This is a genomic window from Pseudoalteromonas sp. 2CM41L (assembly GCF_023161905.1).
Classification (GTDB): Bacteria; Pseudomonadota; Gammaproteobacteria; order Enterobacterales; family Alteromonadaceae; genus Pseudoalteromonas; species Pseudoalteromonas atlantica.
On the sequence record NZ_JALNTN010000005.1, the window covers coordinates 46,971 to 60,396 of the forward strand.

Annotated in this window: 11 protein-coding genes and 2 tRNA genes; 10 read left to right on the forward strand and 3 right to left on the reverse strand. The window is 41.7% G+C overall.

From position 1 onward, the window contains the following. Position 1 precedes the first annotated feature (1 nt). The 3 genes from MTF64_RS08620 to MTF64_RS08630 all read left to right on the forward strand — a co-directional run bounded on the left by MTF64_RS08620 (position 2) and on the right by MTF64_RS08630 (position 1,525). Positions 2-77, forward strand: a tRNA-Lys gene (locus MTF64_RS08620). Between the two features lie 150 nt (positions 78-227). Then, the gene (gene nadA / locus MTF64_RS08625) at positions 228-1,268 is read left to right on the forward strand and encodes a quinolinate synthase NadA (protein ID WP_004589501.1); all 1,041 of its coding nucleotides are present in this window, start codon (positions 228-230) and stop codon (positions 1,266-1,268) included. 167 nt (positions 1,269-1,435) lie between these two features. Then, positions 1,436-1,525 (forward strand) — tRNA-Ser (locus tag MTF64_RS08630). Positions 1,526-1,683: 158 nt separating this feature from the next. Here MTF64_RS08630 and MTF64_RS08635 read toward each other — a convergent pair. Genes MTF64_RS08635 through MTF64_RS08645 form a run of 3 tightly spaced genes read right to left on the reverse strand, consistent with a single transcriptional unit; the run spans position 1,684 to position 4,857 of the window. Continuing rightward, positions 1,684-2,751: an ABC transporter substrate-binding protein gene (locus MTF64_RS08635; protein ID WP_029774042.1), complete on the reverse strand. Its 1,068-nt coding sequence runs from the start codon at positions 2,749-2,751 to the stop codon at positions 1,684-1,686. Further along, a complete protein-coding gene (locus MTF64_RS08640; protein ID WP_096739796.1) occupies positions 2,748-4,193 on the reverse strand; it encodes a sensor histidine kinase in 1,446 nt (481 codons plus the stop codon). Before MTF64_RS08640 ends, MTF64_RS08635 begins: the two co-directional genes overlap by 4 nt. Next, positions 4,186-4,857 (reverse strand): response regulator transcription factor, encoded by a 672-nt coding sequence (locus MTF64_RS08645; protein ID WP_029774040.1) that lies wholly within the window; start codon positions 4,855-4,857, stop codon positions 4,186-4,188. Before MTF64_RS08645 ends, MTF64_RS08640 begins: the two co-directional genes overlap by 8 nt. Positions 4,858-5,129: 272 nt before the next feature. Between MTF64_RS08645 and MTF64_RS08650 the strand changes: the two genes are divergently transcribed. From MTF64_RS08650 to MTF64_RS08680, 7 genes are all read left to right on the forward strand, one after another. After that, positions 5,130-6,455, forward strand: coding sequence for an OprD family outer membrane porin (locus MTF64_RS08650; protein WP_248451131.1), 1,326 nt, complete (start codon positions 5,130-5,132; stop codon positions 6,453-6,455). 190 nt (positions 6,456-6,645) lie between these two features. Continuing rightward, positions 6,646-6,828 carry a hypothetical protein gene (locus MTF64_RS08655; protein WP_024032566.1) on the forward strand — a complete coding sequence of 61 codons (183 nt, stop codon included), beginning with the start codon at positions 6,646-6,648 and terminating at the stop codon, positions 6,826-6,828. Between the two features lie 42 nt (positions 6,829-6,870). Then, positions 6,871-7,974: a 4-oxalomesaconate tautomerase gene (locus tag MTF64_RS08660; RefSeq protein WP_031289665.1), complete on the forward strand. Its 1,104-nt coding sequence runs from the start codon at positions 6,871-6,873 to the stop codon at positions 7,972-7,974. Between the two features lie 332 nt (positions 7,975-8,306). Further along, complete coding sequence (locus MTF64_RS08665) at positions 8,307-9,419, forward strand: tripartite tricarboxylate transporter substrate-binding protein (RefSeq protein ID WP_024032569.1); 1,113 nt, start codon at positions 8,307-8,309, stop codon at positions 9,417-9,419. 74 nt (positions 9,420-9,493) lie between these two features. After that, positions 9,494-11,482 (forward strand): tripartite tricarboxylate transporter permease, encoded by a 1,989-nt coding sequence (locus MTF64_RS08670; protein ID WP_248451132.1) that lies wholly within the window; start codon positions 9,494-9,496, stop codon positions 11,480-11,482. 84 nt (positions 11,483-11,566) lie between these two features. After that, positions 11,567-12,430: a universal stress protein gene (locus MTF64_RS08675; protein WP_096739791.1), complete on the forward strand. Its 864-nt coding sequence runs from the start codon at positions 11,567-11,569 to the stop codon at positions 12,428-12,430. Positions 12,431-12,555: 125 nt separating this feature from the next. Then, positions 12,556-13,425, forward strand: a complete 870-nt coding sequence (locus MTF64_RS08680; protein WP_248451133.1) for an alpha/beta hydrolase — start codon at positions 12,556-12,558, stop codon at positions 13,423-13,425. Position 13,426 lies beyond the last annotated feature (1 nt).

Consider the following 13,426-nt stretch of genomic DNA (forward strand, 5'->3'; position numbering starts at 1 on the left):
CGGGTCATTAGCTCAGTTGGTAGAGCAGTGGACTTTTAATCCATTGGTCGATGGTTCAAGTCCATCATGACCCACCACTTCTAAAAAATCTCAACTCTTCTCTTATTTTATTTAAATCAGTTTCTTATTTTTATTTATAAACAGCATGCCCAGATAGCTGTTATTTGCCCGTGTATTCTCGTATAATTTGCCGTAATTAATGCACTGTAGATGAAGTGGTCGAGAACATGAGTCTAGCTCAAACTATTATGCCTGAAGGTTATATCTTTCCTCCTAAGCCAGCGCCGTTGACTAAAGACGAGCAAGGCGAATATAAAGCACGTATTAAACAACTACTGCAAGATAAAAATGCAGTGCTGGTAGCCCATTACTACACAGATCCTGAAATTCAGGCACTTGCCGAAGAAACAGGGGGCTGTGTTGCCGACTCATTAGAAATGGCACGTTTTGGTGCTCGCCACGATGCAGACATGATCATCGTTGCAGGCGTACGTTTTATGGGTGAAACCGCTAAAATTCTAACGCCAAACAAAACAGTTGTTATGCCAACGCTAGAAGCAACTTGTTCGTTAGATATTGGTTGCCCTATTGACGAGTTTTCAGCGTTTTGCGATCAGCACCCTGATCGTAAAGTTGTAGTGTATGCAAATACCTCTACAGCGGTTAAAGCCCGTGCAGATTGGATTGTAACCTCATCGTGCGCGCTTGAAATTGTAGAGCACCTAGATGAGCAAGGTGAAAAAATTATTTGGGGCCCAGATAAACACCTTGGTAGCTACATTCAAAAAAATACTGGCGCCGATATGATCATGTGGAACGGCGCATGTATCGTACACGATGAATTTAAAACAAAAGCGCTTAAAGATATGAAAGCCCTGCACCCAGACGCGGGTGTATTGGTGCATCCAGAGTCACCTGCAGAAATAGTGGCACTAGCAGATGCGGTTGGCTCAACCAGTCAACTAATAAAAGCTGCGCAAACAATGGATAACGATAAGTTTATTGTAGCGACAGACCGCGGTATTTTTTACAAAATGCAGCAGCTATGCCCAGAAAAAGAGTTTTTTGCAGCCCCCACAGCGGGTGAAGGCGCGTCATGTAAAAGTTGTGCACATTGCCCGTGGATGGCAATGAATGGCTTAAAAGCGATTGAAGAAGCCCTGATAGACCCTCGCGGTAAAGAAGTGTTTGTAGATATGGACTTACGCGAAGGCGCGCTCAAGTCACTTAATCGCATGTTAGACTTTACAGCTAGCATGGCTAAGTAATTAGCCTAATGCATAAAAAACGGTTAAACCCTAAGGTTTAGCCGTTTTTTTATGCCTAAAGTAAATTGCTGATTGATTATTAGACACTTAACAGCACAAATTTAAAAAGACCTTGCACCTGTGTAACCTATTTCATACTATAACGCGCTGTTGCTAAGCAACACCGTGGAGGAATGGCTGAGTGGCTGAAGGCGCACGCCTGGAAAGTGTGTTTAGGTTAATCCCTAACGAGGGTTCGAATCCCTCTTCCTCCACCATTATTCTTGAACCCAGTTATTGAATATCAATAACTGGGTTTTTTAATGCCTGCTGCCCAAACCTTAGTTATACGCTAATAGGCATGTATTTAGTGGGTAATCTCAGTCGGCCCTTAAAGTCGCTCCCTTAAATACGTGACATGTTATAAGCCCCGAATTTATTGGTACTCAAATAACGCGTTTTCCCATTCTTGAATGATTATTTGGCGCTTCATCTGATCGTCTATCACTAATATTTCTATGCCAAGGGGGACGGGGCGAAGCTGACCTTCTGATATATCAAGTAAATGTTTTTGTTTAATTCTTACTTCGTTATTTATTGGCTCAAAATTAGTGAAGTTGGCCATGTCTGTTTGTCCTTGTACAGACACTAAGTAATCAATAAACAGCTGTGCACCAATTACATTTTTAGCATGTTTAGGAATAATGGCGCTGCGCATAATAACCGAGGTGTAGTCTTTAGGTTGCACCACAATAATATTAGGGTGCTGCGCCGCCCATGTGCGCGCATAAGAGCTTAATATGTTATAGCCAACAGTGAGTTCACCCGTTGAAAGTGCCTTAAGTATGTCGGCGCTGCGTCTAAATACACGCGTGCTGTGATAGCCAAACGATTCTAGCATTCGGCCATAGCTTGAGCTTTGCTCGCGGTCATGAGCCCACAGCAAATAACCTATGCCCACTTGAGTAATATCGTAAATGCCAATGCGGCCTTTAATTTGCTCACTGCGCCTACGAATTAGCTCTAATAATTCGTTGCGGCTACTTGGTGCGACCTCTTCGCCTAAAAATTCTTTATTAAATGCAATTACCGCTGTTTCATAGGTAAAGCCAAATACTTCATTTCGCCATTTAGCCCATGCAGGAAGCTTATTTGTTTGCTCAGAGCTGTAAGGTTGTGCATAACCATCGTTAACTAACTTTACTTGCAAGTTCATTGCTGAACTTAATAATACGTCGGGCGGGTTTTTAACGTCGGCTAAAAATTCGCTATACACTTCGAAAGTACTCAGCTCGTAGTAGTCAATTTGTACAAAAGGGTATTTTTTTTGAAAGGCCGATAAAAAAGGGGCAATTTCCATTTTGTCAGCGCCGCCATATATTTTAAGCACGGATTTATTTTCGCTTTGTGCCGGAAATACTAAAGGGGTTTTTGCTGCAACGAATGGCGAGCCTACAAAGCACGTAAAAACAACGGCAATATAAATCAGCGATAAAAGTTTCAATGTTCGTCCTCGGTCAGCATTAACGGAAAGTTTATTTCAAAAATAAGCCCCGACGGGGTGTTATCAAGCAGCTTAATAGCAGCGTTATGATGCTCTGCTACCTCCTTTGCAATGCTTAAGCCTAGGCCACTGCCGGCACGTGGGTCGCCTTTACTTTTGTAAAACCGCTCAAACACATGTTGTTTTTGCGCATCGGGTACACCTACGCCTTGATCAGCCACGCATAATCGGGCTATGTAACCACTGTCTGTACTGTGAAGCTCGGTAGACACATTAACTTCTTTGTTTTGCGGGCTAAATTTAATCGCGTTTTCTAAAATGTTGCGTAGCATTTGGCTAAGTGCAAACGAATCACCATTGATCATTAAATTATCATCACCTTGATATGTGATGATCACGCCGCGTTGAATCGCCGATACCGCTACATCTCTACACACAGACTTTACCAGCTCCGGCAACGAAAGCGTTATTAAAGGCTGGCTATGAAAGCGGTGCGCAAGAGTGGCTTGGTTTAACAGTTGCGTAACGGTGCTGTCGAGTAAATCTGTTGAATATAAAACACGATTTAACTGCTCTGTTCTTATTTTTTCATCGCTTTCTTCAATGGCATTTTGCGCCTGGCTTTTAAGGCCTGCTAGGGGCGTTCTTATTTGATGGGCGACTTCGCCGGTAAAGCGCTTTAAATGATTAAGCGAGACTTCTAATTGCGATATAAAATGGTTAATGGTTGAAATTAAATCGGCCATTTCTTTAGGAACCGACATATCAATAGGGCGTAGATCAGTGGGGGAGCGCCGACGTATTTTTTTATTTATGCTGTAAATAGGGCGCAAAATTTGATTTACTCCCAGTAATATAAGCACAATAGCTATTACAAACGTTAAAATAACCATTTGTATTACATTTAAATTCATTTCATAGGCGAGCTGATCGCGAGCTTGGGTGGTTTGGCCTATTAAAATATTTACATCAAACGATTCGCCCACTTCATAAAGCTTATCTGAGAGTAGAATAAAGCGGTAGTTTTCGCCTTTGTAATCACCTTCCCAAAATTGTATCAGCAGGTTATCTCGCGGGTCATATTCTGCACGTTGCCACTGAGTGTCGGCTTTTTGCAAAATGTGTTGATATAAGCCATTGTAGCCGGTTAAGTGCTCCCCTTGATTTTGTGTTATTTGATACACCAATCTGTCATTTGAGGCCATCGAGAGAGTTTCGAATGTAGCGCTGGGTAAATCAACAATAATTTCGTGGTAATCAATGTGGGTATTTTCAAAAATTTGTAAAGCAGCACTGGCAAGTAGCCTATCGTATGAAATTTGGGCGGCGTTTTTACTGTAATTATTAGCCATAAAATAGGTTATAAGTGTAATTATAACCATTAAAGCAATGGTTATTGTAAGCAGCTGTCGGCGAATTGAGGGGAGGGTTTTGCTACTCATTCGGCTCTGCTAAAAGGTAGCCTAAACCACGCAGTGTTTTTATATCAACACTGCTATTTACAAGCTTTTTACGAAGCCTTGCTACGTAGGTTTCTATGGCGTTGGGGCTAGGTGAATCATCAAACGAATATAAGTGATCGAGTAACTCATCTTTATTAAGCACTTTGCCTTGATGCGTTAAAAATATTTCTAGCAACCTAAACTCTCGTTGTTTTAAGTCAATAAGTTCTTTAGCAATAGTGACCGTGCATGATTTTCGGTCAAAATCGAGGTTGCCATAACTTATAATGTCTTTACCTAGGCCTTGGTTACGCCTAAGTAGGGCGCGGCAACGGGCTTCTAATTCGCCAAAATCAAAGGGTTTAGTGAGGTAATCGTCGGCGCCTAAGTCGAGTAATTCTATACGGTGCTCTACTTGAGCGCGTGCCGTTAAAATTAATACAGGCGTATTTGATGAGCGAGCCCTGAGCTTTTTTAATATTTGCTCACCGTTTAAATTGGGCAAGTTTAAATCAAGTAAAATAAGGTCGTACTCATGGCGTTTTAACAGCGAATTAGCCACATCACCACTGGTTACAAGGTCTATACCTTGGCCCATTTTGGTGAAGCGTTGGCAAATTGCTTCTCCTAACACTTCGTCGTCTTCAACTGCTAAAATTCTCATTAAGCACACCCGCAAAGTCGCAATTAAAAAATATAATTTTAAGTTGTGCAAGACACTAAACAATTACTGCAACGTTTACAATACGCAAATGCCTTCGTTTATAGCAAGATAAGCTATAGTTTTAATTTAATAGCCAAAAAATACAATTGCCTAAAATGTAATTATCTTGTGACAGGTTTGTGACAGGTTTGCCGTGTAAATTGCAACATGAATAAACTGATACACACTACACACAACTATAAATTTAATTAAACAAGGTAGCGGAGACAACTATGGCTCAACGGTTCTCTAAAATATTTGCAGTAACAGGCGCAGTATTAACTTGTGTTTCTATTCCTTCGTACGCTTCTTTTAATGGGCTTACAGAGCAAGACGAATTTAATATTAAGCTAAGGTCAATTTACTTTGACCGCGATTACGATAACGACGCCAGCGACGACTCAACATTTGCACAAGGCATAGAGCTCAATTATCAATCGGGCTATTTTAATGACTTAATTAGCATGGGTGTCTCTACTTATACCGTACTTAATTACAACTCAACCGGCAGCGCACAAAATAATATTTTACCCGCAGGGGATGAAAAAGGTGGCGTTGACGATAGTTTTTCTAAATTTGGTCAATATTTTATCGACGTTAAACTTGGCGACAATGGCCATGTAAAAATAGGCGGGCAAAAAACCAAAAGCATGTTGTTAAAAAGCTCAGGTAGTCGCGCAATTCCCAATACTTTTAGAGGCGTATTTGGTGACTACAAGTTTGGCAATACCAAAGTATATGGTTACGCCTACGATAAATGGAGCCGCCGCCACGACGACAAGTGGGAAGATTTTTCTACCGATCAGTCAGATAACGGCGCAATTAGTGTTATTTGGGGTGTGGGCGCAAGCTACAAAAAAGATGCGCTAAAAATAGACGCAGAGTATTTAAATTCTCATGACTACTTATCAAAGCTTGGGCTTAAAGGCAGTTACGCTATAAAGCTCGATCAAAGTAAGTTAACCCTTTCAAGTGGCATATTTACCTCACAAGACGATGGCGATTTATTTGTAACCGGCGCAGAGGGTGGTGATTTAGATGATGAAGATGCACTTGGTGCGGTTTCAGGCGTTACTAAAAGTGAAAACGATGGTTTTGCCTATTACCTAGATGCCAATTGGAAAAAAGATATTTGGACACTAGGCGCCGCATTTACCAAAGTGAACGATGCCTGGATTGAAGATAACTTTAGTGGCGATCACGGGACTAACCCGTTTCCCACGCGCTCATTAATTGGTGCCGATTTAACAAACCAAAATGAGTCAACTTGGCAGGCTCGCTTAGGTGTTGACCTAAAAGCAGTGGCACCGGGTTTAACCACAAAATTTTATTACACCAGCGGCAGCGATGCAGAAAATTCAAGCTTAGGTAAAGCAGGTGGCACAGCCGATGAAAAATACTGGGCCATTGATACACGCTACAAAGTAGCCGCTGTAAAAGGCTTAAGCCTACGTTGGTTATTTTTAGATTACACCACAGATGAAACCGGCAGTGTTGATGGTGTAAAAGGAGATAGAGCAGATCACCGTGTATATGTAGATTATACCATTAAGTTTTAAACGCCCCCTTCGATTGGCTTTTAACGCGCAGCATGAAAATGCTGCGCGTTTTTTAATGTTTAAAAGTTATTTTTTAATCAATTTTTATTTCGTGACAGGTTAGTGACAGTTTGGCTCCTTACTCTTAAAAAAAGGGCAACGTTTTGATAACGACGTTACTTGTTTTTAATTGCATTGAAAGGGCGAAACGATGAACTCAACACACGCTACACCTCAGTTAAAACCTACGCCGAGAGCCATTCACTTTCGTGCAAATAGCCACCAAACAGCCACGGCTGCTAGTGCAACAAGTAATACTAATTTTGCCCCTCAATCTTTGCAAAGTAAGCAAGAGCAAGTGCAAGAGTGCGTGGTTATTTTAAGTAATAACTAACCCGTTACTGCTCATTTAAATTGATTTAGAAGCTGGATTATTATGACTATTCAAAAAAAAATACCTTGTGTCATTATGCGCGGCGGAACGTCTCGCGGGACTTATTTTTTAGCCAACGATTTACCGAGAGAGTGGGATAAACGCAAAGAAATTTTAACTGCAGCAATGGGCTCAGGCGATCCACTGCAAGTAAACGGCGTTGGTGGAGGAAACTCACTAACCAGTAAAGCGGCCATTATCTCACGCTCAACCGACCCCGATGCAGACATTGATTACTTATTTGCGCAAGTTGCTATTGAGCAAAATGAAGTCGATATAACCCCTTCGTGTGGCAATATTTTATCTGGTGCAGCACCTCTGGCAATTGAATACGGATTGGTTACTGCAAACGACGGTGAAACAACGGTACGGGTTAAAAATGTAAATACCAATACCCTGATTGAAGTTGTGGTACAAACGCCTAACGGCTTTGTAGAGTACGAAGGCGATGCCACTATTGATGGCGTACCGGGCTCTGGTGCGCCTATTTTACTTAAGTTTTTTGATGTGTGTGGCACTAAAACCGGTGAATTACTGCCTACTGGCTCTGTACGCGATACCTTTGATGGCGTAGAAGTAAGTTGTGTAGATGCTGCCATGCCAATGGTACTAATACCTGCACCATCACTGGGTGTAAAAGGCTCTGAAACTAAACAAGAGCTTGATGCAAATACAGAGTTACTGCAAAAAATAGAAAGCATTCGCCTGCAGGCGTCACTAAAAATGGGCCTTGGCGATGCAACCGGAAAAGTCATTCCTAAAGTCGGTTTACTGTCGGTGCCGCAATTTGGCGGTACGATAACTTCGCGCTACTTTGTGCCGCAAAATTGCCATACCAGCCATTCTGTTACTGGGGCAATTTGCGTGAGTGTTAGTTGCATGTTGCCAGGCAGCGTGGCGTACGACTTAATTACCCCACAAAGCTCAGAGCAGCAAAATATAGTGGTTGAACACCCCAGTGGTAAAATAGATTTGCTACTTGAGGGGCGCTTTGAAAACGACACGCTAGATATAAAATCGGCGGGTTTAATGCGCACAGCCAGAATGTTATTTAAAGGTGAAGTACACATACCTGCAAAAGTATGGGATGAAAGCAAAATAGCTTAACTTATACCAATGGGCAAAATAGCTCACTTAATTAAGAGAATTGGTATTAAGCCTTAGTAAACCAACCGAAAATGCGATAGCAGATTGTCTGTTATCGCTTTTTTTATGCTTTAAATAAATAAAACTAAATTTATTTTTATTTAAATACAATGCCTTATAAATAATTTTAAATTAATGGATAGTTTGGCGTCGATGACAGGTAGATGACAGTTTCGGTTATTAGTCTAGCTGTTGTTAACTTCTTTTAACGAAATACTTTCATCTACGTAATAGATGCAATGACGTTATTAGGACCTATTTAAATAATTGCAGCGAATAACAGAGGTCAAATTATGAAGATTAAATTAAGTACTTTTGCACCTAATCGACTAAAAGCAATGCTTGTTGTGTTAGCAGCAAGCACTTGTATCAGCTCAGCTTATGCAAACAATAACGACGAAGTAAGCTTTGATGGTGAGCGAGTAGAGTGGGTTGTGCCTTTTAAAGAAGGCGGCGGCTCTGACACATGGGCACGTTTTTTTGGTCCGCGTTTTTCTCAGCATTTAAATGGTAAACCTGTGGTTGTGGTTAAAAACATTCCAGGTGGTGGCTCTACCAAAGGTGCTAACCGCTTTGAGCGCCGCGCTAAAGCAAATGGTTTAAATGTATTTAGTACTTCTGCCTCTACACAAATCCCTTATTTACTTGGCGATTCACGCGTTAGATACGAAGTAAAACGTTGGAACGTGATTATGGCAACACCGACTGGTGCGGTGGTATATGTGCGCCCAGAGCTGGGTATTAAAAACGCATCAGAGCTTGCCAAATTGCAGGGTCAAAAACTTAAATTTGGTAGCCAACGCGCCGCGTCAATGGACTTGGTTGGGTTATTAGCCTTCGACATGCTTGATTTAGACATTCATGCCATTTTTGGTATGAAAGGCCGTGGCAGTGCGCGTTTATCGTTTGAACGTGGCGAGGTGGATATCGACTTTCAAACTACCTCTGCCTACTTAAAAAAAGTACAGCCGCTAGTTGATGAAGGCAAAGCGATTCCGCTTATGTCGTTTGGCGTACTTAATAAAGAAGGCAAAATTGTACGCGACCCAACGTTTCCTGACTTACCACACGTAGGCGAAGTATACGAAATGATTCACGGTAAAAAGCCAACAGGCGTTGAATACAACGTATGGAAAACCTTTTTTGTAGCCGGTTTTGCCGCGCAAAAAGGACTGTTTTTACCTAAAGGCACCCCTGATGACGTTATTGCAGAGTGGCGCAATGCAGCACAACGCGTCATTGATCAAGACAACTTTAAAGAAGAGTCTGAATTAGTACTTGGCCAATACCCACAACTTGTAAACGAAGATGCAGTAAACACACTGAGCTCAGCACTGACAATTTCTGAAACTGACAAACAATGGGTAAGAAATTACCTAACCGAAAACTACAACGCGCGTTTTTAAAAACCCATGTTGATTTGTTGTACACACAGTGGCTCGCATTTAGTGAGCCACTTTTTTAATCTAAGGAGAGCAGTATGTTAGATGCATTTTTAATTGCGCTACAAACTATTCTTACCCCCACACACTTAATGTATTTATGCGGCGGCGTTTTTTTAGGCTTGCTGATTGGTATTTTTCCGGGTTTAGGCGGCATAGCGGGTTTATCGTTATTACTGCCATTTTTATATGGTATGGACCCAATTTCAGCGCTTGCTATGCTTATTGGCCTAGTGGCGGTTATTCCAACCTCTGACACCTTCACCTCTGTATTAATGGGTATTCCAGGCTCCAGTGGCTCACAAGCCACAGTGCTTGACGGCTTCCCTCTGTCTAAAAAGGGTCAAGCAGCGCGTGCGCTTTCAGCAGCGTTTGCTTCGTCATTATTTGGCGGCCTTTTTGGCGCCATTATTTTAACGCTGTTTGTACTGATTGCCCGCCCCGTTATTTTAGCGTTTGGCTCGGCCGAATTATTTATGCTTACTTTGCTAGGTTTAAGCATGGTGGGTGTATTGGCCGGTAATAGCCTAGTAAAAGGCTTAAGCGCATGTGGCTTAGGTTTATGTTTAGGCTCACTTGGCGGTGCTCCTGCAACCGGTGAATACCGCATGGTATTTGATAACGGTTACCTTATGGATGGTATTCCGTTAGTGGTTGTTGGTTTAGGTATATTTGCATTACCAGAAATTATCGATTTACTGCGTCAAAACCGCTCTATTTCAGAAGCTTCTGAGCTGGGTCGTGGGTGGTTTGAAGGCGTAAAAGATGTTGTTAAAAATAAATGGCTAGCTACGCGCTGTGCTGCCATTGGCTGTGTTGTTGGCGCACTACCTGGCCTTGGTGGCAGCGTAGTTGATTGGATCTCTTATGGTCATGCGGTACAAACCTCTAAAGACACCGAAAACTTTGGTAAAGGCGACATACGCGGTGTTATTGCCCCTGAGTCATCAAATAATGCCAAAGAAGGCGGTGGCTTAATTCCGACCTTATTATTTGGTATTCCAGGTTCCGGCAGCATGGCTGTATTTTTAGGTGGCATGGTATTAATTGGCTTAGAGCCAGGGCCTGCGATGATCACCACCGACCTTGATGTTACTTACACCATTGTATGGTCACTGGCACTTGCTAATGTAATTGGCGCGGGCGCGTGTTTACTAATTTCTAAATGGGTAGCAAAGGTAACAACTATTCCTTACACGCTCATGGCACCATTTATGGTTATGGTGATCTTTTTTGCGGCGTTTCAGGCAACCCGTGATTTAGGTGATTTAGTCGCACTTATTGGTATTGGTATTTTAGGCATATTAATGAAGCGCTTTGGATGGCCACGACCGGCATTTTTAATTGGCTTTGTACTAGCAAGCGGCATGGAAACTTACCTTTATCAAGCTATTCAGTTTGACGGCATAGAGTTTTTATTAAAACCGGGTGTGATTATTATTGGTGCATTAACCGCGCTTTCTATTTTCTTTGCAGCACGCCACTCTATTAAGGCAGCTAAAAAAGAAAAAGCCAATAAAAACAAAGCTAATGCTGAGCTAAAACCAACTAACCTTAAACCACAAATCGCGTTTTCTGGCTTTGTTTGTTTAGTGTTTGCATACGGTTTGTATGACTCGTTCCAACGCACATTCTTAGGTGGAGTATTTCCTGCCGTGGTGTGCTCGTTCATGCTAATACTCTCTGCGGTTGTGCTGATCAAGCTGCTACTTAATAAAGTAGACGATGCTGTAAATTACGATAATGAGGTCTCTGCGGGGTATGTAAACGACTCAAGCGTGACTGGCCTTTGGCATTATGTATTTTGGCTGTGTGGCTTATTATCTGGGTGTTTTTTACTGGGCTATGTGATTTCTATAGCGTTGTTTTTCATAATATTTTTACTTGTAAAAGCACGTATATCAATTGCTAGAACATTAACACTGACAGTGTGTGCGTTAGCATTTTTACTTACTTTATCGCACTTTATGGTATTGGATTTACCAAGCGGTTACCTACAAGAAGTGGCAAGCTTTACACAGCTGTAAACGCCGCCGTGCTAAGCAAAACAAGCAGCGCTTAGCACGGTTTACATTCGCTCTAAAAGGCACTGGCTTAAGAAGGATATAATTATGATTTCACCTAAGCTTATTTTAATGCCGCTTTCTACAAGTGGGCATGTAACAGAGCGCTTAAAAGGGGGCTTAGCCGTTGCTAAGTATTTTAATGCGCACCTTGATGTTTATCACACGCACTTAGACCCAAAACGCTTTTTGCCAACAGGGCAGCTTGGCTTACCAACTAAATTGGTAAAAGAGTTAGACTCTGTAGCAGGGCGCTTTGCAACAACCGAATCGGCAAATTTAAAAACCGAATTTGTTAGTTTATGTGCCCAGCAGCAAGTTAAATACACTGACGACAGCGCAGAGCATCCCACGCACCCAAGCGCTTCATGGCATATTAATATAGGTGTGCGCAGCGAAATAATCGCAGAGCAAGGCAAAGTCGCTGATTTAATTATTATTCCGCAGTCTAAAAGTGGTAAATCAACCTCAACCTTTGAGGCATCGGTAATGCGAAGTGGTAAACCTATATTATTGGTACCACGGCAAATGACCCACTTTGATATAAAAACAGTGGTGATTGGCTGGAACGCCAGCACCGAGGTATCGCGTGCGCTCACATACAGTTTACCGCTTCTAAAACAAGCTCAAAAGGTTGTTATTTGCACCAGCGCAAGCAGCGCCGATAAAATGCCAAACGGCCATGAAGTGGTTAAATATTTAGCTCAGCACGATATTAAAAGTGAGTTTGTAACATTTAATAATGGCAGGCAATCGACCGCTAAAGCGTTTATGTCGGTAGCACAAATGCATAATGCTGATTTAGTGGTGATGGGCGCATTTACTCACAGGCGAATCCATGAGCAAATTTTTGGTGGTATGACTAACTACATGCTAGCAAACACCACCTTGCCAATACTTATGGCGCGATAACACTTAAAGCTTAAAAACTAAATTTTACCCAAAAGCCGATATTTACGTTTAATATCGGCTTTTTATTAAAGCTCAATGTGATAAAACTAACCATTACAATAATAAAAGTTAATGGGTAGCAGCCTATGTATACGCTTTCGCAGTGGCAATCAAACGGGCGGTTTATTGATATAAATGCCAAGCAAATTTTTACTAAAACAGCGGGGAATGCTAATAACCCCGCTCTCCTTTTGATACACGGCTTTCCTAGTGCAAGCTGGGACTGGGAAGGTATGTGGGATGAGCTCAAAAAACACTACTTTTTAGTTACACTTGATATGCTGGGTTTTGGCCTTTCGGATAAACCAATAAATGCTGCTTATAACATTACAGAGCAAGCTGATTTATACACGCAATTTTTAAAGCGTTTAAATATTACCAATGTACACCTATTAGCCCATGATTATGGTGATACCGTGGCTCAAGAGCTATTAGCAAGGCAAGTTGCTGCTCAAAGCGACATACGCATACACAGTGTATGTTTTTTAAATGGCGGGTTATTTCCACACATACATAAACCTTTATTTATCCAAAAGCTGCTACTTTCAAAACTTGGTTGGCTAGTACCTAAGCTAATGAGCAAACAAAAGTTTGCTAAAAATTTAATCACTATTTTTGGCAAAAACACGCCACCAGCCCCTATGGTAATTGATACCCTTTGGGCGTTGTTAATTTATAACAAGGGTTTACGTGTGATGCCCAAGCTAATTAAATATATTACACAGCGAAAACAAAACGAACAGCGCTGGGTTGGGGCAATGATTAATAGCGATATACCGGTTACGTTTATTGCAGGTGAGCAAGACCCAATATCGGGTAAACACATGCTTGAGCACTATAAAAAAACAATACCTAATGCGCGCGTACAAGGGTTTGTTGAACTTGGGCACTACCCACAAATAGAAGATGCCAAGGCTATAACCGAGGCTTATTTAAAATTTAGAAAGCAGATATAAA